The organism is Foetidibacter luteolus, assembly GCF_009650435.1.
GTDB classification, from domain to species: domain Bacteria; phylum Bacteroidota; class Bacteroidia; order Chitinophagales; family Chitinophagaceae; genus Foetidibacter; species Foetidibacter luteolus.
On sequence record NZ_VVIP01000067.1, the window covers coordinates 115,972 to 139,569 of the forward strand.

Annotated in this window: 11 protein-coding genes; 1 reads left to right on the forward strand and 10 read right to left on the reverse strand. The window is 43.9% G+C overall.

Annotated elements, in window-relative coordinates:
* Positions 1 to 515: 515 nt before the first annotated feature.
* The 4 genes from F0364_RS22440 to F0364_RS22455 form a co-directional block, all read right to left on the reverse strand.
* Complete coding sequence (locus F0364_RS22440) at positions 516 to 3,680, reverse strand: S41 family peptidase (protein ID WP_153800059.1); 3,165 nt, start codon at positions 3,678 to 3,680, stop codon at positions 516 to 518.
* Positions 3,681 to 3,852: 172 nt separating this feature from the next.
* The gene (locus F0364_RS22445; protein ID WP_153800060.1) at positions 3,853 to 4,578 is read right to left on the reverse strand and encodes a nucleotidyltransferase family protein; all 726 of its coding nucleotides are present in this window, start codon (positions 4,576 to 4,578) and stop codon (positions 3,853 to 3,855) included.
* A gap of 21 nt (positions 4,579 to 4,599) precedes the next feature.
* Positions 4,600 to 6,039 carry a RapZ C-terminal domain-containing protein gene (locus tag F0364_RS22450; protein ID WP_153800061.1) on the reverse strand — a complete coding sequence of 480 codons (1,440 nt, stop codon included), beginning with the start codon at positions 6,037 to 6,039 and terminating at the stop codon, positions 4,600 to 4,602.
* A 234-nt stretch (positions 6,040 to 6,273) separates the two neighbouring features.
* The gene (locus tag F0364_RS22455; protein ID WP_153800062.1) at positions 6,274 to 6,633 is read right to left on the reverse strand and encodes a DUF4870 domain-containing protein; all 360 of its coding nucleotides are present in this window, start codon (positions 6,631 to 6,633) and stop codon (positions 6,274 to 6,276) included.
* 195 nt (positions 6,634 to 6,828) lie between these two features.
* On the opposite strand from F0364_RS22455, the gene F0364_RS22460 reads away from it, so the two are divergent.
* A complete protein-coding gene (locus F0364_RS22460) occupies positions 6,829 to 7,542 on the forward strand; it encodes an MIP/aquaporin family protein (RefSeq protein WP_153800063.1) in 714 nt (237 codons plus the stop codon).
* Between the two features lie 215 nt (positions 7,543 to 7,757).
* On the opposite strand, the gene F0364_RS22465 is transcribed toward F0364_RS22460, so the two are convergent.
* The 6 genes from F0364_RS22465 to F0364_RS22490 all read right to left on the reverse strand — a co-directional run bounded on the left by F0364_RS22465 (position 7,758) and on the right by F0364_RS22490 (position 23,361).
* Positions 7,758 to 10,190, reverse strand: a complete 2,433-nt coding sequence (locus tag F0364_RS22465; protein ID WP_235921210.1) for an ABC transporter permease — start codon at positions 10,188 to 10,190, stop codon at positions 7,758 to 7,760.
* 202 nt (positions 10,191 to 10,392) lie between these two features.
* Positions 10,393 to 12,747 (reverse strand): ABC transporter permease, encoded by a 2,355-nt coding sequence (locus F0364_RS22470; protein WP_153800064.1) that lies wholly within the window; start codon positions 12,745 to 12,747, stop codon positions 10,393 to 10,395.
* Positions 12,748 to 12,815: 68 nt separating this feature from the next.
* Positions 12,816 to 15,173, reverse strand: coding sequence for an ABC transporter permease (locus tag F0364_RS22475; protein WP_153800065.1), 2,358 nt, complete (start codon positions 15,171 to 15,173; stop codon positions 12,816 to 12,818).
* Between the two features lie 534 nt (positions 15,174 to 15,707).
* A complete protein-coding gene (locus F0364_RS22480; protein WP_153800066.1) occupies positions 15,708 to 18,083 on the reverse strand; it encodes an ABC transporter permease in 2,376 nt (791 codons plus the stop codon).
* A gap of 210 nt (positions 18,084 to 18,293) precedes the next feature.
* Positions 18,294 to 20,690, reverse strand: coding sequence for an ABC transporter permease (locus tag F0364_RS22485; protein WP_153800067.1), 2,397 nt, complete (start codon positions 20,688 to 20,690; stop codon positions 18,294 to 18,296).
* Between the two features lie 286 nt (positions 20,691 to 20,976).
* Positions 20,977 to 23,361, reverse strand: a complete 2,385-nt coding sequence (locus tag F0364_RS22490; protein ID WP_153800068.1) for an ABC transporter permease — start codon at positions 23,359 to 23,361, stop codon at positions 20,977 to 20,979.
* Positions 23,362 to 23,598 lie beyond the last annotated feature (237 nt).

Consider the following 23,598-nt stretch of genomic DNA (forward strand, 5'->3'; position numbering starts at 1 on the left):
AAAACATTGCTGATTAGCCAGAATAAGCGTAAAGATTTATTTATGTTTCAGGGGAACATATTGTGGGTAAAATAGCCATCCGAGTTCTGTTATGTTTCTGGGGAACATTTTGTGCCCACCCCCGCAGATACAGGCACAAAGCGTTCCCCTGGAACGCGGGCAACAACCTGTAATTGTTCTACCTACAAAGTGTTCCGCAGGAACACAGGTTATATGATGCGCCTATTCTACTGAATCTTAAAAACAATGTTTGCCGCTTTGGCACCGCGACAGCGCCCTATTTAGTTATGCTGTTACACATTGCGCCAGGGATTGAAGCGGATACCCCGGTGAGGCTTTGTGCAATGGCTTTGTGCCGGAGTATGAGCGGAAAGCCCGGTGCCTTCGGCAGGCGCCCTGAACTTTAAAAAAAGCCACGGAGGCACAGAAAATACGCTCCGTGCTTCCGCGGCTGCTACTCAACATTAAATGAAGTTTATCCGCCTTCGACAGGCTCAGGCTGACAACCTTAAGTGTTACTTCAGTTGCTTCATTATTTCGCTGATAGCGGTGTCTAACTGCGGGTCTCTTCCGTTAAGTTTATCTTCAAAAGTATTCACCACTTTTATATCGGGGGATACGCCGGTAATTTCAAGGTCTTTGCCATCCAGGGAGTAGCAGCCCCAGGCGGGTATGCGTACAAAAGAACCATCCACCAATCCGGCGCCGGTGGTGAATATTATCCAGCGGTAGGTTTCGTTGCCTACAATTTTGCCCAGTTTTAAGGCTTTAAAACCTTGTGCCGTCATTTCAGCATCGCTAAGGGATTGCTCATTAATAAGCAGTATAATTGGCTTATCGGCCGGGGCAAAGTTGGACTGTTTTGTTAACTGTCCTTCGCGGTACTTCCACTGCAGGTAAGAGCGCTGAGAGAGGAAACGCAGCACTTCATCATGCACGTTGCCGCCGGTGTTATAGCGCAGGTCCAGTATCAGCGCATCGGTATGGGTAAGCTGTTTGGTCATGTCAACCAGGAAGGTTTCAAGCTCGCCCTGGCCCATATTTTTCATATAACCGTAGGCAATGCGGTTGTTGCTTTTTTCTGATATGGTTTTCCTGTTCTTTTCAATCCATTCATCGTACAGGTTACCGTAAAGTGAATACTGCGGGTGTACTTTAACAACAATCTCTTTTTCGCCCCTTTTAAATGTTAGCAGCAACTCTTTGTCAAGTGAGGGGCGGGTAAAGTACACATAGCGGTCTTTTTGCGGGTTTACAGTAGTATTGCCCACTTTAACCAACACATCGCCGGGTTGTATGGTTACATCCTTGTTATCCGCAGGTGATTGTGCTACTACGTACTTTACTTTATAAGGGTTGGCATTATCGAAGATGATGCCTGTTTCCATGGTGCTGCTGGTAAGGGATATGTTTTCATCGCTGCCATAGGAATAAAAACCCTGGTGAGAAGAGTTAAGCTCGCCCAGCATATCGTTAAGCACCACACGAAGGTCGTTACGGTTATTGAGGTAAGGAAGAAACTGCTCATAGTAAGCACGGGTTTTATTCCAGTCAATACCATGAAACTTTTCATCGTAATAATTCTCTTCCAGTTGCGCCCAGGCTTCGTAAAACATTTGCCCAAATTCTCCCGAAAGATTGCGGCGGAAGGTGTAGCTGATGTTTATAGCATCGGCTTTGTTGCCATCCAGGTTAAGCTTTTTAACCGCCCCATTGGAAAGGATAAAATACTTGCCGTCGTTTTCAACAAAATCGCCGCCCTCGGTGCCGGTTATTTTTTCTGTTTTGGTTTCCTCGAAAGGCTCCAGCACGGTTTTGTACAAGGCGCCCCTGCCTTCGGCATGGTCGCTTTCGTACAGCACAGTTGTTTTATCATCTTTCTGCACAACGGCAATAAGGTTTTGCGAGCCAAACGAAGGGCCTATATGCTCCAGCCGTTCCATAATCTTTTCCGCATCTATCACCAGCGGGGCCGCGGCTGTATCTTTTTTAGCATCACTGTCTTTCTTTTTATTTTCATCTTTTTTCTTAGCGCTGTCATCCTTAGCCGTATCCTTTTTTTCTTCTTTAAACAGTTCATTAAACTTATCAATACGGTAAGGTTCATCAAACTTTTGCAAGGCCACCCTGTAAATGCGGGGCTCCTGCATGCCCGTTGGGTAAGACGGCTTTAACCTTGAAGACATGAAATAAATATACTTTCCATCAGGCCCCCACAAAGGCGAGGTTTCTGTAATGGCGGTATTGGTAAGGTTAAGTGTTTTATTGGTTTTGGTGTTGAAGAGAATAATATCCTGCTCAAAATTGCGGTAAGCCGTAAACATTATATACTCATCGTTGGGGGAGAAAGAAGGCGCTGCATTGTACAGGCCCCAAAGCTCATCTTTAACCAGTGTTTTGCTTTGCAGTGTTTTTAAGTCTATCATACGCACTTCATCCCTGCCGCTGTAATAAACGCCCTGCGTTCTTTTACTATTGAACACTATGGAGCGGTTGCTTTTTTTATCAAAGGTTACCTGCTTCATATTACCGGAGCCATTGGCGTTTATGGTAAACCAGTTTTCATAGCCCTGGGTGGTTGCGCTAAAAAGCAGGGTTTTATTATCGCTAAGCCATTTTACTTCTTTTACACGCTCCGCATTGCCGCGTTGCAACTGCTCAATAAATTTTCCTTCTATATCGCTTACAAACAATTCTCCCCGGCTGCTAAAGGCCAGCTTTTTACCATCCGGAGATACATCAAAAGCGCTGATGTTTTCCTTAACATCAAAATCTTTTTCTTTATCAAGCACACTGTTGCGGGCTATGGCTATGTTAAGTTTATCTGCCTTGCCGGCAGCCACATCATACAGCCATAGCTGGTAGTCTTTTTCAAAAACCACTTTGCCGCCATCCGCATTAACAAACGGGTTTTTAATGGACGACGTGAATTTTGTTAACTGTGTTTTTTTATCAGCTTTAAAAGTGTACAGGTTGTACTCGCCATTGGCTTCATCAGACATGAAATATATATTACCGTTTTTGTCTATGCTGGCCCCAAAATCTTTGCCCTGCCAGTCGGTGTAGCGTTTGTATTGCTTAGCGGCAATATTGTAGGATTGTATGTCTGGGTTAAAAGCCCCTTTGTACCGTTTGCGCTGGGCCTGGTTGCTGCTTTCCCAGGTGTCGTTAAAAAACAGTTCTCCTGTTTTGGGGTGTTCAACTACATTATGGTCGTACAGGAAAAAATAGTCGCCAAATACCCGTTGCGCGGTTTCACCCTGCAGGCTTACCTTGTAAGTAGATGACTGGCCCATGCGGCCGCTGTTAAAGTAGATATATTTTGAATCCCAGCTCCATGAGGTTACATCATCCGTACCACCATAGTAGGTAAGTTGTTTTATCTCACCGCCGTTAACCGGCATTATAAACACATCGGCATTACCATACTGCCTGCCGGTAAAAGCTATCCATTTGCCATCCGGCGACACTTTGGCATTGGTTTCATAACCCTGCATGGCCGTAATACGTGTAGCTATACCATCGGCTACAGCGGCTTTCCACAAATCGCCTTCAAAACTAAAAATAACGGTTTGCCCATCGGGCGTAAGCGCCGGTTGCGAAAGAAAATAGGTAGCGTTGGTTTGTGCCGTAACAGTAATGCCTGCCAGCAACAGCAGGCAAAAAAAGGTTCGTCTCATGTATCTTGTTTTTGGGAAGGTACAGAACAAGGCATTATACAGCATGCCGTTTATAAAAAACAATAAGATTTTTTGGTGGCGGGGGGTTTGACTTTTTGTGTAGCATAATGTTTCTGGCACCTATGGTGGCAGAAACATATAAACCGTAGCGGGATATGTTAACCATTCTCCCTCACTTAAACAAAGCCTCTGCTTTCGCTATACTTTCCGGTTTACCTACATCAATAAACTTACTTGCAGAATGGTCAAAGCATTGAATGTTTTGACTGGCGCAGATGTCAAGATAAACATCCACCATAGAAAACTTACCGCTGCGCTGTATTAAGCTAAAGATATTGCTGCTTAGCACATGCAGGCCACTAAAAGCCTTTTGTTCAAGTTGGCCAGGCGGAAGAGGGTTTGGTTTTTCCTCACCTTTCTTTACGTTACGCCAGCCGCTTAACCTTCCCTGCTCATCAAACAAAAAATAGCGTGATGTTTCCCTGTCGCTCACAGCCAGCGTAGCCAGCGCTCCGCATTGTACATGCCGCTCTGCCATTTGCCCAAGGTTAAGGTCGGTAAGCACGTCAGCATTCATCAGCACAAAGTTTTGTGGCCCCTCAAAAAACCAGGCAGCTTTTTTAAGCCCGCCGCCTGTTTCCAGCACTTCATCGGTTTCGTCGCTGATGGTTATGCGGCTGCCCCAGCCTTTACTTATGGTAATGGCATCAATAACCTGTTCAGCAAAATGGTGAACGTTTACAATAATATCTGTAATGCCGTACTGTTGCAGGTATTCAACATTTCTTTGCAGCAGGCTTTTGCCATTTACAATAGCCAGGGCTTTGGGGTGATTGTCCGTCCACGGTTTAAGCCGGCTGCCCAGGCCCGCTGCCAGTATCATTGCTTTTTTAACCATCTGCATTAATAAGTTAGCGGTTTATTTTACCCAGTTTAGCTGGTTGTTATGGCTAAGCGCCACTTTTACCTTGTACTTGTTTCTTAAATGCCGGGCGGTTTGCTCAGCGGCATATACGCTGCGGTGCTGGCCACCCGTGCAGCCAAAGTTGATGGTAAGGCTGTCAAAGCCGCGCTGCAGGTAGTCTTCTACGGATATATCCACCAGGTCAAACACACTGTTTAAAAAGTCATTCATGCGGGTGCGCTGCTCCAGGAAATCTATCACGGGCTTGTCTTTGCCAGAAAGCTTTTTGTATTCATCAAACCTTCCGGGGTTAAGAATGCCACGGCAATCAAACATAAAGCCGCCGCCATTGCCGGATGCATCCTCAGGCAATGCCCTTTTGTAAGAGAAACTGTTGATGGTAACAGTGAGTGGCGTATGTTCATTGGCCTGTACCGGTTCAAAACGTTGTATAATTTCATCGCTTACCACAATTTTCAGCATGCGGTCAAATTCCGGCAACGCCAAACCCGGGCGGTTGTTTTCTAGAAATTGTTTCATGTTGCGCAGGGCCAGCGGTATGCTTGCCAAAAAATGCGCCTTTCGCTCAAACAATCCCCTGAAACCGTAAGCCCCCAAAACCTGCAATAAACGTATCAGTACATAGCCGTTGTATTGGCTGGTAAAAATATTCCTGTCAACAGGCTGGTTCAGCAGTTTTTCCACTTCTGTTATGTAATAATCCAGAAGCGTATTTTTCCATTCGTCACTTAATTCCGCTTTAGCCTGCCATAAAAGGCTGGCCACATCATATTGTAAAGCACCCTGCATTCCGCCCTGGTAGTCTATAAAATAAACTTCATCATTGCTTACAATTATGTTACGGCTCTGGAAGTCGCGAAACATAAAGTATTTGTAATCTGTACGGGTAAGGTAAGTACTCAGTGCTTCAAAGTCATCCAGCATGGCCTGCTTGTCGTAAGGCATGCGCAAAGTATCCAGGAAGTAATATTTAAAATAGAGCAGGTCGCTCATAATGGCCTGTTTGCCGAACTCTTTGGCGGTAAGGCACCAGTTATAATCCAGCCCGCTATGGCCGAGTATTTGTATGCGTGCCAGTTGCTGCAGGCTTTTCTTAAAAAGGCCATACACGTAGTCGCCATGCCCGTGTTCTTCAAGTTTGTTCAGCAGAGATACTGTACCAAGGTCTTCCTGCAGGTACACTTCTCCGTCATTGTTCACGGCGTATATATCGGGCACATGCAGGCCTTTTTCTTTAAAATGCCGGCTGAAATTGATAAACGTGTTGTTCTCCTTTACGTTAAGGTTATGCGTGCCAATATAAGTTTCATTATTGCTGTATATGCGAAAATAGGTTCTGTCGCTGCCGCTTTGCGGCAGCTTCTCAATCCTGTCTGCGCCTGTGTTATTAAACGATTTAAACAACCCTTCAATTGCCTGTACTACCTGTTGCATGATGAAATAATTCGGGGCACGAGTTTACAGCTTTATTTGTAAAGCATGCAAACATTTTAAACAAGCGTAATCAAGGCTACTGTATTAAGAGATAGTAAGCATTTAAGGGGGTGCCCCCAAGCTATCGCAAGGGGTCGGGCTTTCCGCTATTACTCCGGCACAAAAGCCCTGCTGCCAGGGCTTCACCGGGGTAACCGCTGCAATCCCTCACCCGAAAGTGCAACACGCTGCGGTTTACTTTATAAACCTTATAGTAAAAGGATAACGGTACAATTTCCCTTCACTTGCACGTATGGTGGCAAGAATACAAAGCAATACAGATAGTATGTAAATGGGCCATATCAGTAGCCAGCCAATAAGCGTTATAATACAAATAATATAAACAATCACTAACGTTATTTGAAAATTGAGTGATTCCCTGGAATGGGCAGCTATAAACGAAGACTCATCTTTTTTTACCAGGTAAATAATTAAAGGAGCAAAAAACGGGATAAAAATGGCGAGTACGTGAGAGATAAGCGCCAGCGTTTTTTCATCCTGTGTTGGAGGAACTATCGGCGTTTCCTCCTTTCCTATAAAAGATTCATTAGCCATAGTGTCAATATTTTACTGTTAAGTTAATTAATAGTACTGCAAAATGCAACCGGCTTTCAGCATGCTGCTATCTGTTAGTGCGCCAAATACCACAAAACCTTACAAATACTGTTTGAAATTTTTGCATAGCCTGCTTTGCTTATTTCAGATAGTATATATTTATACTGCAAAGCCATATAAACTTCAAAACTTCTTATGTCTCCATTTATCAGCGAGCTTGCCGGAACTGCGTTATTAATTATTTTAGGCGATGGCGTGGTAGCTAATGTAATACTCAATAAAACCAAAGGCAACAATGGCGGGCTTATTGCCATTACATTCGGTTGGGCCATAGCTGTATTTGTGGGCGTGTTTGCATCTGCAAAAGCCAGCGGGGCGCACCTTAACCCAGCGGTTACCATTGCTCTTGCCTACCTGGGAAAGTTTAACTGGGCCGATGTGCCCTCGTACATAGGCGCCCAACTGCTGGGCGCCATGCTGGGTGCATTTTTGGTATGGGTTGCCTACAAGCAACATTTTGACGATACAAAAGATGCAGATACGAAGCTGGGGGTGTTTTGCACATCGCCATCCATTCGCCATCCGCTGCACAATGTGTTAACTGAAATAATCGGAACATTTGTACTGATACTTGGCGTATTATTTATTGTGGCCCCATCTAACAGTTTGGGTGCGCTGGATGCTTTGCCGGTGGCTTTGCTGGTGCTGGGCGTAGGCCTTAGCCTGGGTGGCCCAACTGGTTACGCTATTAACCCGGCCCGTGATTTGGGGCCACGCATTATGCATGCGCTGCTGCCCATTAAAAACAAGCGTGACAGCGACTGGGGCTATAGCTGGGTACCGGTAGCGGGACCTGTGATAGGCAGCTTACTGGCAGCAGTGGTTTTTAAAGTGTTGAATGGCGGGTAAAACAAACGGCGAAGACTAATGATGATGGCCGAATAGCGGACAAGGCCCTTCGCTTTTCTCAGGGCAGGCTACTGCGGCAATTGGTGAATAGGATTGCTGCAGTAGAAGAGTGCGACGCAACGGCAGCTTCATAGCAGTTCCCGCTGCCGGGCCCATAAAAATGTAATGGGGGATGTCATTATACGATGCGAAGCCATAACCCCATTCACCATTCACTACTCACTTCTTAAACTTTTTGCGGGGTTAGCGATGGCCGCTTTTATTGTATGAAACATTACCGTGCCCATAGTGATGAGCAATACAGTAAACGCTGACAATAAAAACGGCACGGCAGACAGCCCTGTGTTGTAAGGGAAAATTTTTAGCCATTTATCCATAAACAAATACGCCACCGGAAAGGCGATAAGGCAGGATATGCCAACCAGCAACACAAAGTTTTTGGTAACTAATGGCACTATCTGCGCAAGGCCGGCGCCCATTATTTTGCGTATGCTTATTTCTTTCTGCCGCTGTTCTGTTGTAAAGGCGATAAGGCCCAATAAACCCAGGCAGGTAATGAGAATGGTAAGCACGGAGAAAGCTGTAAATATTTTTCCACGCTTTTGATCGGCTGCGTACTGCGAATCGAAATCCTGGTCAAGGAACGTATATTGAAAGGGCAGTTCGGGAAATGCAACTTTCCAGGATTTTTCTATGCCCGCAATGGTAGCCGGGATGTTTTTTGCATCCAGCTTAAGCTGCATAATGCTGTTATTAGGCCGGTAGAACAAGAGCAACGGCGCTATGGGGTTGTACAATGATTTCTGGTTAAAGTCTTTTACCACGCCTATCACTTCAAGCGTAAAGCTGGATGTATCGCCCGGAAACTTAACCCGCTTGCCGATTGGGTTATCGCCCCACGCAAATTCCTTCACCATATTTTCGTTTACAATAATGCTTCTGAGCGTATCCGAAAGGCCTGAAAAATTGCGGCCTTTTTTTATCTGCATGCCCAGCGTTTTAAAGTAATCTTCATCTATCGCATAGCAATCAACACCTTTATCAACAAAGCCGTTTTTTGACTCTACCGTAAACAGGTTAAAGTTAACATTAGGCCCGCCTGGCGTACTCTCTGCCGTACTTACAGACAGCACCTGCGGGTTCTTACGCACATCGTTTTTAAAAGCCATTACCTTACCGCGTATATCGTTATTGGCACTGGCTGTTAGGGATAATACCTGGTCTTTACTAAAACCCAGGTCTTTGTTGCGCAGGTATTTTAGCTGCCCATAAACCACCCAGGTGCATATAAGCATAATCATTGAAATAGAGAACTGCACCACCACCAATACACGGCGCAACGCTACATTGCTGGAGCTTTTGGAAAGGCTGCCTTTTAATACGCTTACGGGATTAAACTTTGACAGGTAGAAAGCCGGGTAACTGCCGCCGAGAAAACCAACAAACAATACTATGCACAGCAGTATTACAAATGTACCTGGCTGAAACAGGGTACTGAAAGAAATAAACTTGCCGGAAAGGTTATTAAACATGGGCAGCAGCAGCAATATAACCACCATGCTTAACAACAAGGCAAACAGGGCTGTAAGCATAGATTCAATAAGAAACTGTGCCACCAGTTGCGGCTTTGACGAGCCCGTAACCTTGCGTATGCCTATTTCTTTTGCACGCCTTGCAGAACGTGCCGTGGTTAGGTTCATATAATTTATGCAGGCTATAATGAGCATAAAAAATGCCACGGCCGAAAAAATGTAGATATAAGAAACACTGCCCAGTTCTTCGGGCTCGTTAGCCATATCAGAATGCAGATGGATATCTGTAACACGCTGCACGCCGTAACGTATTTTAATATTGTACTGCGCAAATATGGATGCCATATATTTATCGTACATGGGCTTAAGCTTGTTTTCAAAAACAGCGGCGCTGGTATTCGGCTTCAGCAATACATAAGTGTAAAAGCTAAAGCCCCCCCAATTGTCAGCAAAGTTTTTAGGCAGGGATGTTACTGAGATAAGCACGTTAAAAATTATGTGCGAGTTTTTAGGCACATCCTTTATTACGGCCGTAACCTTATATACATCCCCGTTATCGTTGGTAAGAGATTTGCCCACATAAGCTTTGCCCTTTCCAAAAAACTTTTCGGCTACAGATTGTGTAAGCACCATAGAGTTGGGCTCAACCAAAGCAGTTTTTGGATTGCCTTCAATAAACTCATGCGTAAAAATTCTGAACAGGCCGCTGTCGGTAAAGTAAACTTTGTCTTCGTACAGTTTTAAGTCGCCCACTTTGTACATGTTGCGGCCATTGCCAACAAAACGTACGGCCTCCTCAACCTCCGGATAATCTTTTTGCAGCGCCGGCCCCAGGGGAAACTGTGTGATAGCCCACTTCAGCGTGTCCTTATCCGGCTCTTTAATGTAGGATGTGATGCGGTAAATACGATCTGCCTTTTTATTATAGCGGTCGTAGCTAAGCTCATCCTTAATATAAAAAATAAGCAGCAGGCTAAAAGTAATACCAATGGTAAGGCCAAGTATATTTAGCAGGCTGTACCATTTGTCACGCTTAAAATTGCGCAACGCCACCAGCAGAAGATTCTTTATCATAGCAAAACGGTTGTATTGTAAAGGGTCAATAAGTAAATTCATTAAGTTGGTTTGGGGGTGCCCCTCGTGCCTCGGGTCGGGCTTTCCGCTCATACTCCGGCGCAGAATCCAACACACAATGCCTTCACCGGGGTATCCGCTGCAATCCCTCACCCATGGTGCAACACGCGGCTTCTTTTGCTGTCATATTTTTTGCGAAGCCCTTCAGTAAAATACATTCCCGGCCTGCTGTTAATAACGCAACTTATTCACTTCTCAAACTTTTTACAGGGTTGGCTATTGCCGCCTTTACTGACTCATAGCTTACCGTTATTAATGCAATAAACAATGCCACCAAAGAAGCAACAAGAAAAACCAGCCAGCCAACATCAACACGGTAGGCAAAGCCGTTAAGCCAACTGCCGATGGCCAGCCAGGAAATGGGTATGGCTATAGCCATAGCGATAACTATCAATTTTGTAAAACTGCCCGACAGCAAATACACTATGTTTAACACCGTTGCACCTAATACTTTGCGTACGCCTATTTCTTTTGTACGCTGTTCGGCCATATAAGCAGACAGCCCATACAAACCCAGGCATGAAATAAAAATGGCCAGCATGGCAAAAAGGTTAAATATGCTGCCCATTTGCTGCTCGCCGCGGTAAAGGTTGTCTAAGTCCTTTTCAAGAAAGCTGTAAGCAAGCGGGTAAGCCGGGTTAAGGTCGTGGCTGATTTTCTCCAGCACTTTAATAGCAGCTTCTGTATTGCCGGCAGGTGTACGTACTATCGCTATGCCACCCCACTTGTTAAGCCGCAACACCAGCGGCTCTATGGCATACTGCAGAGATTTAAAGTTGAAATCTTTTACCACGCCTATAATAGGTCCCTTGGTTCCACTGAAATCTAAAGTTTTTCCTACGGCGGTATTAACTTTCATACCCATTAAACGGGCGGCGGTTTCATTAATAACATAGCTGGAGCTGTCTCCTTTAAACTCTTTTGAAAAACCGCGGCCAGACAGTATGTTCATTTTAAAAACATCAATAAAATTTTCATCCACGTCCATAGAAGGAACCACCACCTGGGAGTTGGGGTCTTTCCCTTCCCATGAAACTTCTATTGTACCGGTGGTAAGGCTTGCAGGCAAATCAGAGATGATGGAAAATTCACTTGTTAACGGGTTTTGCTGCAGGGCTGCTTTTAAAGCCTGTTGTTTGCCCCAAATTTCTCCAGCCATAGGTACGTACAAAAGGTTTGATTTATCAAAGCCCAGGTTTTTGTTTTTAATAAAATTGAGCTGCCGGTAAACTACCGCTGTGCCAACGAGCAACAGGATAGCTACAACAAACTGCGCAACAACCAGCGTATTACGGAAAACAAGATTGCCCACTCCCAGCTTTAATTTACCTTTTAAAACCTTTACGGGTTTAAAACCGGAGAGGAACAAAGCGGGGTAACTGCCCGATATCAAACCGGTAAAAAAAGCGATGGCAAGTAATGTAAACATTAGTTTGCCATCCAGTAAACTTATGACCAGTTTCTTTTCGGCCAGTAAATTAAAGGCTGGCAATAACAGGTACACTAGGCCAATGGCTATTACCAGCGAAAGGAAAGAAACAATTAAAGATTCGCCCAGGAACTGCAGCACCAACTGGTACCGTTCAGCCCCAACTACTTTGCGCAGCCCTACCTCTTTTGCCCGGCGGGCAGAACGTGCCGTAGCCAGGTTCATAAAATTGATGCAGGCAACAGCCAGGATAAAGATGGCAACGATGAAAAAAATGTTTACATATTGCGTATTGCCATGGCCGGGCAGGTCTATTTGCCAGTCTGATTGTAAATGAATATCGGTTAGCGGCTGCAAATGAAACTCAACTTTCATGTTGGGAACATGCGCCTTATATATCTTGAGTATGCGCTGGGTAAGGCTTGATGAAACGCTGACCGTTTTATCAAGTTTTAAATAAGTGTAATAATTGTAATTGCCCCAAACTTTGTTTTTTAAATCGTAATCTTTATTCGCAATAGATGAAATAGGTAAAATAAAATCAAACTGCAAATGCGAATTGGATGGGGCATTTGCCAGGATACCGGTAACTGTATAATTCTCCGCATTATCCTTTCGTATAACCTTGCCTAAAGCCTCCTCGTTTCCAAAATACTTTTTGGCCATGTCTTGCGTAATCAATATGCCATCAGGGCTTTGCAGTGCTGTGGCACGGTTTCCTTTCAGCAGTTCAAAAGAAAATTCCTGCAGAAAATTAGAATCAGCAAAAAAAACACGCTTTTCTTCAAACTTCCGGTTACCAACTTCCAGCAGGTTAGTACTGGGTTTGCTTAACCTTATAACGGCTTTTATTTCCGGCATTTCTTTCTGCAAACCCTCCCCCATGCCTGCGGGGCTAACGGCTGCCCTAAAATCTCCCGCATTGCAGGTAAGCCGGTAGAGTTGGCCGGCATTAGCATGAAACCGGTCGTAGCTTAACTCGTTCTGCACCCATAAGAATATAAGTATACTGCATGCCATACCAATAGCCAGTCCGGATATGTTTAGCAGGGAGTAAGCCTTGTGGCGCATAATGTTCCTCAAAGCAATTTTCAGGTAGTTTCTTATCATACAAAAATCAACTTGTGTTAAGCATTACAACGCTGTAAGCAGGCAGGGGCGTTACCCCCTATATGGTACTACTCTGTCCTCAAACTCTTTACAGGGTTGGCAAGCGCAGCCCGCATGGTATTAAGGCTTACTACCAGCAATGTAAGCAGCAACACCATGCCCCCAACCGCAATAAACAGCCATATACTTATGCTGATATGATAGGTGTATTTCTGCAGCCAGCTATGCATGGCCCACCAGGCAATTGGAACAGCGATAATAAAAGCAATAAGTACCAGCCTTAAAAACTCACGGGATATCAACAACAGCACCTGCTGTACAGATGCGCCCAGTACTTTGCGTATGCCTATTTCCCGGATACGTTTTTCTATGGTAAAAGAAGCCAGGCCTGCCAGGCCAATACAGCAAATAAAAATGGCCAACCCAGCAAATATGTTGGTTAGCTTCCTGATTAACTCTTCAGCAATGAATTTTTTACCAAACTCTTCATCAGCAAACTGGTACTCAAAAGGATAAGCCGGGTTATATTTTTTAAATACTGTTTCCAGTAAAGGCAACACTTTTTGTAGCTGGGCTTTTTCTGAAAGACGCAGACTTACGATATTGTTATAATTGGGGTTATAGAATACCAGCATGGGGTCAACGGGTTGAAAGGGCGATTCCATAACAATATTATCGGTAACGCCTATTACAGTATATTTCTCATCGCCAAAGCGCATTTCCATGCCAATGGGTTTTTTCAACTGCATGGCTTCAACGGCGGCCTTGTTCAGCAATACATTAGCGGAATCAGCGGGCATTCCCGAAAAATCATGTCCTTCCAGCATTTTAATGCCCATGGTTTGGGTAAGGCCAACATCTGTACGCAGACCTGAAATAATCAGGGACAAATCAGCCGGCTTGCCATTCCAGTCTGGCGCCCCAGACTTCCACCACACCTGGGTAATGGGAGAGCTGGTGCGGGTTACAGCGCTTATTGATCCGCTATTGAGCAATTCCTGTTTTACAACAGCATAATTCTTTTCCAGGTCGCTTGTCATGGGTACCATGAGCAGGTTTTGCGCATTGTACCCAATATCCCTGTTCTTAATATGCTGTATCTGCATATACACAATGATGGTAGCGGATATTAATAAGATAGATATAACAAACTGCCCCACTACCAGCACCCTGCGTGGCAGCGCTGCTTTTTTACCTGCCAGGAATGTACCTTTTAGTACCGTAACCGGGTTGAAAGACGACAGGTACAAAGCTGGATAACTGCCTGCTATAACACCTGTAAACAAAATGATGGCGGCAGCCGCCAGCCAGAAAACTGGTTGCGTTATACCAAGTACAAGATGTTTGCTTACCAGCAGGTTAAAAGAAGGCAGCAGCAGGTAAACACTTGCAACAGAAAACACAAAAGCTATCAGCACAAGAATCATAGATTCAAAAAAGAACTGCAATACCAACTGCTTTTTACCGGAACCCAACGTTTTTCTTATGCCCACTTCTTTAGACCTTCTTTCTGACCGTGCTGTAGAAAGGTTCATAAAATTTATACAGGCTATCAGCAAAATGATGATGGCGATAATGGTAAACAGCCTTACATACTCTATCATGCCACCTGTATTAATGCCGTCTTTAAACTCACTGTAAAGGCGCCACCTGCTCATGGGAAAAGTAAAGTAGGTACTTATTTTATCATTATTGTCATGCGATTTTTTTATATCATTAACCAGCTTATCCACCTGCTTCATATTGGCGCCTTCTGCCGTTTGCACATACAGCCGCCAGGATGAATTCACCCAATTTTCCATGGACCGTTTGGTATCCGGGTCGTTGTAGTTAAAAGGCCTTATATAATCGAAAGTAAAGCTGGAATTGCCGGGTGGGTCTGCAACAACAGCGGTTACTTTTACATCTTCAGAGTTATCTATCCTGAGTACTTTATTGATGGGGTCTTTATCGCCAAAAAAAGCTTTGGCAGCGGATTGTGTGAGTACAACCGAAGAGGGATCTTTAAGCGCTGTGGCGGGATTACCCTTTATAAACTTCCAGGTAAACATATTGAAGAAATGCTCACTAACCGTATAGCCGCTTTTTTTAAGTTTGGCATCTCCATAGCCAACAATCTGCTCATAGTTCTGCGTGGTTACTACAGCATGTTTTACCTGCGGGCTTTTACCTTCAATTGCCTGTGCCAGGGGAAGCACCATATTATAATCTGTAAATACCCGATTCTTAAAATCCCTGTTGGCAATAACCACATGAATGTTGTTGTAGTTGGCGTGAAATTTATCGTAGGTAAGTTCGTCCCTTACCCATAATAAAATAAAAATGGTGCAGGTAATACCAATGGTTAAACCCAACAGGTTGGTTAGCGCAAAACCTTTGTTACGAAAAAGATTGCGCCACGCAATTTTCAGATAGCTTTTAATCATGGCTATGCTTTAATTAAATAGAATGCAAAATTTTAACAGGCGGAACACACATTTCATTATCGCATAAAAAAGGTGCCGAAATCAATATAAGTGATTTACAATAAGATAGTTACGGCCTTGGTACGAAGCTGTTCGTTTTCGTACAGTTGTTGTACGTTTTTGATACATGTTTGCCAATTACACAGTACGCAGTATACTCCACTTCATCGCCTGATAAGCTTGCGTAACATTTTTTGGTGACCAGCTAAATTGCTACTATCATCGCCTGTTGTGTCACTCACTTGTACGCTTTGTTCATTACTGTACAATGTGCTGCAACCTGCTCATTTATTCAAAAGTTGCCTGCTGCTGAATGGCTAATTTAAATGTGCCCACAATGTTGCGGGATGCCGGATTTGTTGTTGCGTAAAGCGGTATAGTACAAGAGTGCGACGCAACGATGCCTCATGCTTATTCCTCCTGCCCGGCCCCAAAAAAGTCGTAGGCATAAGGTCAATTCGTCAATGAAGTCAATAAGTAATTTAAGGATTAAGGCTACTCACTCCTTAAACTCTTTACCGGGTTCATCAACGCGGCCTTAATGCTTTGAAAGCTTACGGTTAACAATGTAATTAACAGCGCACCTGCGCCTGTAACCCCGAAAATCCACCACGACAAATCAGCACGGTACTCGTAGTTCTGCAGCCAGTTGTGCATAAAGTAATAAGCAACCGGCGCCGCAATGAAAAACGAGATAAGAACAAGCGCTACAAATTCTTTTGACAGTAACTGCCACAGGTTATAAACAGATGCACCGAGTACTTTACGCACGCCAATTTCTTTGGTACGTTGCTCAGCCATAAAAGAAGCCATCCCGAAAAGGCCAAGGCAGGAAACAAAGATGGCAAGTATAGCAAAGAATGCAGCCAGCTTGCCAATACGAACTTCGTTGCTGAACTTTTCTGCATACTTGTCATCCACGAAATTGAAATTGAAAGGACTTGACGGATTATACTTTTTAAATACTTCCTCTACCTGCAGCAACGCTTCATGCACACTTAACTGTGGCGCAAGCTTAATGTTAATAACATTAACCCCTTTGTAGTTGAGTAAGAAGAAAGACGGCTTAACAGGGTCGAAAGGAGATTCCTTAATCATGTCTTTAGTAACAGCAATAACCTGGTAATTTTTACCGCTGCACCTAATTGTTTGGCCTATGGGTTGTTTAAAGCCCATGAGTTTTGCCGCCGATTCATTTAGTATTACAGCCGCTGTATCTGAACGGAAGCTTCTGGAAAAGTCCCTGCCCTGCACTATTTGCCAGCCTACTGTTTTTCCATAATCATGTGTTATCTCGTTTGACATTACCAGCGGGTGTTGATCGGCCGTTTTGCCTGGCCATGAGATATCTGTAGTGCCGCCATACTGAACTGTTACCGAGCCGGAAGACTGAGACATTTCTGCTACGGCCCCGGTGCTGATAAGGTCGTTACGTAAAGCATTATAATGGCCGTATAAATCGGGCGTATTCATGGCCACTTCAATTAACCCATTGCGGCTATAACCCACAGGCCTGTTACGGGAGTGCTGCACCTGCCTGTAAACTACTACGGTACCAATAATTAAAGCGACAGAAACAGTAAACTGCAGCACCACCAATACCCTGCGCGGAACAGCCGCCAGGCGGCCAGCTTTAAAAACACCTTTTAAAACTTTTACCGGCCTGAATGAGGACAAATAAAAAGCCGGGTAGCTGCCTGCTATAAGCCCGGTGAATACGGTGAACGCAATGGCGACAATCCAAAACAAAGGTTTATCCCAAAACATCAGCATCTGTTTACCTGCTATTTCATTAAAAAACGGAAGCATCAGCCGGATAATTACAAGAGAAATTGCAAAACCAATAAAAGTTACCAGCAGTGACTCACAAAAAAACTGGGCAATTAACTGCATACGCATAGAGCCAATGGCTTTGCGGATACCCACTTCACGGGCCCTTTTCTCAGACCGTGCGGTGCTCAGGTTCATAAAATTGATACAGGCCAGCAACAAAACAAAAATGCCGGTAACACCAAAAAGCCACACAAACTTGATAAGCCCGCCCGTGTTAATGCCGTTCTTGAAATCACCATACAAATGCCAGCGGCTCATGGGGTGTATAAAGAACTCAGGTTTATAAGCAGGTGGATTATCCCTTTTCATTCGTATATCCTGAATTTTAGCGGATACCTTTTTAAAGTCTGCACCTTCTTTCAACTGCACATAAATAGGATATGAATTGTTATCCCATACATCTGCACCATTCTTAGCATTTTCATCCATCAATAAATTTAACTGCCAGGGGGCGATAAAATGTACATCCTGAAAACTGCTGTTCTTTTGCAAGTCCTGGTAAACCGCCGTTACCTTAACGTTTTGCCGGTTATCAATTTTCAGAATTTTATTAATAGCGCTTTGGTTTCCAAATATCTTTTTTGCCAGGCTTTGAGACAGCATGACAGAATTAATGTCCCGTAAGCCATTGCTGCTGCCTTCGGTTATTTTAACGGACAGCATATCTGCAAATGCCGGCTCGGCATAATTACCGGTGCCGGCAATTTTTTTATCGGCAAAACCAAAAACAGCATCCCTGGTATAGGTGGAAACGCTTACGGCTTCAAATTCAGGATACTTACTGCGCAATTCTTCCGCCAGCGGGATGGGCATGGAATTGTATGAAGATTTCTCCTCTCCAAATTTTACAAACTGCCATACCTGGCCAATGTGGTTATAATGCTGAAAGCTCCGGTTAAAAGATACTTCATCATATACCCAAAGGCCAATAAGCATTGCTACAGCCATACCCACGGCAAGGCCGGTAATATTGATAAAGGAATGCGCCTTGCTTTTGCGGAGGTTACGCCATGCAGTTACAATGTAGTTGCGAAACATATTGATGTGTTTAGTTGTTGAATGTTCGTTTGTTCAATGTTTAATGCTTGCTACGGTGCTGGATTGCTGCCATAGCGAACTCAACAGTATCCCGAAATTTCGGGACGACGCAAGCAAAGCCCAATAGCAGTGCCTGCTGCCCGGTACCAAAAAGTCATAGACATAAAGTCAATGCGTCATTAAAGTCAATACCTACTTTCTGGATGAGGGCTACTCACTCCTTAAACTCTTTACCGGGTTCATCAATGCGGCCTTAATGCTTTGAAAACTTACGGTTAACAATGTAACAAGCAACGCACCTAAAGCAGTTGCCGCGAATACCCACCACGATATATCTGTACGGTAGGTATATTTTTGCAACCATCCATGCATGTAGTAATAGGCCAAGGGCCCTGCAATAAAACAAGAAATGATAACGAGTAAAACAAAATCTCTCGAAAGCATGCTCCACAAACCAGCTACTGATGCGCCCAGCACTTTACGTATGCCTATTTCTTTGGTACGCTGTTCAGCAACAAAAGAAGCGAGGCCAAACAGGCCGAGGCAGCTTATTAAAACAGCCAGCGCGGCAAAGAAGGTAGATAGCTTGCCCACACGTTCTTCAGCAGCAAATTTTTCAGCAAAGCCAGCATCTGCAAACTGGTATTCAAACGGGGCAGAAGGAATATTCTTTTTAAAGGCTGCCTCTATTTTGGCAAGCGATTCAGATACACTTTTGGTACCATTCAGCTTAAGTATAATCCAGTTAACATTGTTGTAATCCAGGAAGTAAAAAGTTTGTTTTACTTCCTCGTATGGCGATTGCATCAGCATGTCTTTAATAACGCCAATTACTTTGTAGCTACGGGCACGTTCATCGCTGCCCCACCTGATGGTTTTTCCAACAGGCTCCCTGATACCCATAAATTTTACCGCGGCTTCATTCATTACAACAGATGCCGAATCTGTAGAAAACTCACGGGACATATCCCTGCCTTCCTTAAACTGCCAGCCCACTGTTTTACCAAATTCGTGGGTTACCCAGATAGTTGCAAAATCGGCATCCAGGTTAGGGTCTTTACCCTCCCAGTTAAAGCCGCCGTTATTAGACCATACGGCTGTAAGCGGGCTAGATGATTCTGACATTTCTTCTATAGCTCCATTACCCTTAAGCTCTGTACGCAGCACATCAAATTTGCCATAAAAATCCGGCGACTTCATTTCAATCATTACCACGCCGTTTTTATCATAACCTATCGGCCTGTTTTTGGTATGCTGTATTTGTTTGTACACAACAACAGTTCCTATAATAAGCGCAAGAGAAATGGTAAACTGCACCACCACCAAAACCTTTCTTGGCAATGCTGCAAAACGCCCAACCCTAAACGTTCCCTTCAACACTTTTACCGGCTGGAATGATGACAGGTACAAAGCCGGGTAGCTGCCGGCAATGATGCCTGAAAAAATACCAAAAGCCAATGCCGAAAGCCAGAACCATATATTGCCCCAGGGCACAGACATGCGTTTATCCGCCACCTGGTTAAACCATGGAAGCACAAGCATTACAACAGCAAGCGACAGTACAAAAGAAAGGGCAACCACCAATAAAGACTCACTGTAAAACTGCCCTATCAGTTGTGTGCGTAAAGATCCTACCGCCTTGCGTATACCCACTTCCTTTGCCCTCTTTTCAGACCGTGCGGTACTTAGGTTCATAAAGTTTATGCACGCAAGTACAAGCACAAAAATGCCAACTATCAAAAACAGCCAAACATATTCTATCAACCCACCTTTTTGTTTTCCTTCTTCCCACTTCGATCTTAGATGCCAGTCCTTCATAGGGTGAAGAAATATTTCAGCTTTATAACGCTTATCTTCTTCATCTACTTTTGTGTATTTAACGTTGGCTATTCTTTTATTAACGGTTGCCAGGTTTGCCTTATCTGATAACTGAACAAAGGCCTGGAAAGAATTGTTGCCCCATTCGGTTTCAGACCTTTTTATCCAATCTTCTGAAGACGCATACAATTGCCAGGTACTTATAAAATCAAGGTCTCTGAAAGAGGTATTATAAGGCAGGTCTTCATAAACACCTGTAACCTTAACATTAAGCTTGTTATCAAGTTTCATCAGCTTGCCCATAGGGTTGGCATTTCCAAAAAAGGCCTTTGCTGTAGAGGCTGATAACAGGATAGAGTTAGGCTCTTTAAAACTTCCATAAGCACCATACAACATTTTCAGGGATAACAATGCGTCGGCGCCATTGTCCATATATATGCCTTCTCCGGATAGCTTTTTGTCACCGGCAGACAGGATATGACTTCCTTGCCAGGATGCCATTACCACATGTTTAAAATCGCTGCCGTACTCCATTTGAAGCGCTTTGCCCAAAGGAAAAGGCAAGGCGTCCTGGGTATATCGTCCACCATTAAATGTTTGCTTTTGCATTACCCGTGCAAGGCGTTCATAATTTTTATGGTATTTGTCAAACGACAGTTCATCATAAATCCATAACCCAATAAGAATGGCAACAGCCATACCTATAGCCAGCCCGCCAATATTTATCAGGGATGATGTTTTATTCCTGAGCAGGTTGCGCCAGGCAACTTTTATGTAATTCCTAATCATAAACCTGTAGTGTTATATTTTGACAATTTATATCGAAAGAATTATGTACTAAGCTTTACTGCTACTATTAAGCGCCTGTTGTGTCACTCACTTCAGGGTTCTGGTCTTTACTCAGCATGGCGCATCATGCTAATTATTGTGCACAGGTTTTATTGCATCCACAGGGTGCAACGGTTGTGTCAACTGATTGTTACAACCCTTTTGCATTTTTTTCAAAAACTACCTGTGTTTATACATTTTTGCATCCCCCCTTTCCACAAGTGGAGAGGAGTTTGGGGTGAGGGGCTTACTCACTTCTTAAACTCCTTACGGGGTTAGCCGCCGCGGCTTTAATAGCCTGAAAACTAATGGTGAGAAAAGCAATAGCGATAGCCGCGATGCCTCCAATGCCAAACATCCACCAGGCAATGTTGGTACGGTAAGCAAAATCCCGCAGCCAGATACTCATGATATACCAACCAGCAGGCACAGCGATAACAAAAGCTATTACAACAAGTTTTAGAAAATCCAAAGACAGCAAATTCACAATGTTGGATACACTTGCACCCAGCACCTTACGTACGCCAATTTCTTTCGTTCGTTGAATTGTACTGTAAGAAGCAAGGCCCAGCAGGCCCAGGCAGGAGATAAAAATGGCCAATACAGCGAAATTAAAAAACAGGCTGCCAAATTTTTCTTCAGCCTTGTATTGACCATTGAATGATTCATCTAAAAATTTATACTCAAACGGCCTGTTGGGGATAGCCTCATTCCATTTTTGCCTGATAGCCTTTATTGTAGCGGCAAGTTTATTGCCCGATACTTTTATGGAGATCATACCAAAGCCAAAAGGCTCTATGCGCATAACCAACGGCTGTATGTTCTGTTGCAGCGACTTATAATTGAAATCTTTCAATACGCCGATGATCTTTCCTTTTCTGCCCCATTGGTCAAAATTCCTGCCCACGGCCTCCTGCGGTGAAATATACCCGAAAGATTTAGCGGCGCTTTCGTTGATGACCATTGCCTGTGTACTATCCGTAAGAAATTCATGAGAAAAGGCACGGCCGGCAACAAGCTTGAATTTATACTGGCTAATAAAATCAAAATCAACAAAGTATAAATCCAGATTGGTTTTCTGCATTTCGCCGGCTTTGTTTTGTATTTGCGAATAGGCTGAGTTATTTCCGTTGCCCGGAACATGCGATGAGTAGCATACTGACAATACACCAGGCACAGCGGCCACAGCTTGTTTAAATACATCTTTGTTACGGTCGTAATTTGTATTGATGAAGATCATTTGTTCTTTACTAAAGCCAAGGTCCCGGCTTCGCATATATTTTAGCTGCGTATAAACAATGATAGTACCAACAATCAAAATAATAGACACCACAAATTGAAACACTACCAGGCCCTTTCTCAGTAACAAACCTTGCGTACCTGTTGAAAAACGACCTTTCAGCACATTCACAGGCTTAAAAGAAGAAAGTACCAGTGATGGGTAAAGCCCCGCGATTACGCCAATACCAACAGACAATAGAAACAAGCTTACAATATTTGAAGGGTTACTGAAGATGCTGCTACTGATTACTTTACCGGCAAGTTGGTTGAACAACGGCATGAGTATTGAACAGAGCAGAAGGGATAATACAAATGCGATTAAAGAAATAATGACAGATTCGCCAATAAATTGTTTGGCAAGCTGCATCCTCGCAGCGCCCACTACTTTACGTATGCCAACCTCTTTTGCCCGCTCTGTACTTCGCGCCGTAGTAAGGTTAATGAAGTTGATAGCCGCTATCAGCAAAATAAAAGCGGCGATGATGGAAAATATATATACGTTGTTCAGGCTGCCGGTTACAAAACCCTCACGTTTGGATTTTAAATACACATCCCGCAAGGGTTCAAGGCTCAACCAGTCCTGCATCTGCAATTCTTTTGCCTGCTTGCCATGGTGAAATTCCATGAAAGCGGGAAACTTTGCTTCAAGACCGTGGGCATCGGTGTTTGGCTTCAAAAGCAGGTAAGTATAATACCCGTGATTCGTCCATTCGCTGTCTGCTGTTGGCTGGCCATAGATTTGCTGGAAGGATGACATGGATACAAGCATATCGGCCTGTACCTGCGAGTTCTCAGGAATATCCTTCATTACGGCAGTAATGGTGGCAGGTATGGCTGCGCCGGTAAGCAACACCTGCTGCCCCATAGGATTACCGTTACCAAAGTATTTCTTTGCTGTGGCTTGCGATAGTATGATGCTCATCGGCTCTTTGAGTGACGTGTTTTTATTACCGCTTACCAACGGGAAATCAAATATGTTGAAGAAAGTAGAATCAGCAAGCACCACATTCTGCTCCTGGAATTTTACATCTCCTTTCCTCACCAGGTAGCCATCGGTTGCAAGCCGTACAGATTCTTCAACTTCGGGAAAGTCTTTTTTTACATTACCTGCAATAGGCGCCGAAGTATAAGCCTGCTCAATGGTTTCAGATGGGGTTTTGGTATCAGTAATAACACGATAAATCCTGTTTGCTTTAGAATGAAAATTATCATAGCTTGTTTCAAAGCGTACATATAAAAAAATGAGAAAGCAGGCGGTAAGGCCAACAGCCAATCCTGTTATATTAATAAATGAAAAAGCTTTATGCCGCCAGAGGTTCCTGGTTGCAATCTTGAGATAGTTTTTAAACATGGGATGATATTTTGTTATTCACGTTCTGTTGCTTAATATAAGAAAGTGTTCTGCTGAACGCTTGCTCAGTAATGTTGAGAAAGCACACGAGTGCGACGCAACAATGTTACATGCTTGTTCCATCGCAGGGCCTATAAAAAATCCGCAAATACAACCGGTAAATGAAAGCCCGTTCATTAGACCTATTTAATAAAATATTTTTGTCATTTCGACGAAGGAGAAATCTATTCATCATCC

Bases quoted from the DNA above. Each gene is read 5' to 3' on its own strand.
- F0364_RS22470 (WP_153800064.1), bottom strand. From the start codon at position 12,747: ATGATAAGAAACTACCTGAAAATTGCTTTGAGGAACATTATGCGCCAC.
- F0364_RS22450 (WP_153800061.1), bottom strand. From the start codon at position 6,039: ATGCAACAGGTAGTACAGGCAATTGAAGGGTTGTTTAAATCGTTTAAT.
- F0364_RS22480 (WP_153800066.1), bottom strand. From the start codon at position 18,083: ATGTTTCGCAACTACATTGTAACTGCATGGCGTAACCTCCGCAAAAGC.
- F0364_RS22460 (WP_153800063.1), top strand. From the start codon at position 6,829: ATGTCTCCATTTATCAGCGAGCTTGCCGGAACTGCGTTATTAATTATT.
- F0364_RS22440 (WP_153800059.1), bottom strand. From the start codon at position 3,680: ATGAGACGAACCTTTTTTTGCCTGCTGTTGCTGGCAGGCATTACTGTT.
- F0364_RS22465 (WP_235921210.1), bottom strand. From the start codon at position 10,190: ATGAATTTACTTATTGACCCTTTACAATACAACCGTTTTGCTATGATA.
- F0364_RS22490 (WP_153800068.1), bottom strand. From the start codon at position 23,361: ATGTTTAAAAACTATCTCAAGATTGCAACCAGGAACCTCTGGCGGCAT.
- F0364_RS22475 (WP_153800065.1), bottom strand. From the start codon at position 15,173: ATGATTAAAAGCTATCTGAAAATTGCGTGGCGCAATCTTTTTCGTAAC.
- F0364_RS22445 (WP_153800060.1), bottom strand. From the start codon at position 4,578: ATGGTTAAAAAAGCAATGATACTGGCAGCGGGCCTGGGCAGCCGGCTT.
- F0364_RS22485 (WP_153800067.1), bottom strand. From the start codon at position 20,690: ATGATTAGGAATTACATAAAAGTTGCCTGGCGCAACCTGCTCAGGAAT.
- F0364_RS22455 (WP_153800062.1), bottom strand. From the start codon at position 6,633: ATGGCTAATGAATCTTTTATAGGAAAGGAGGAAACGCCGATAGTTCCT.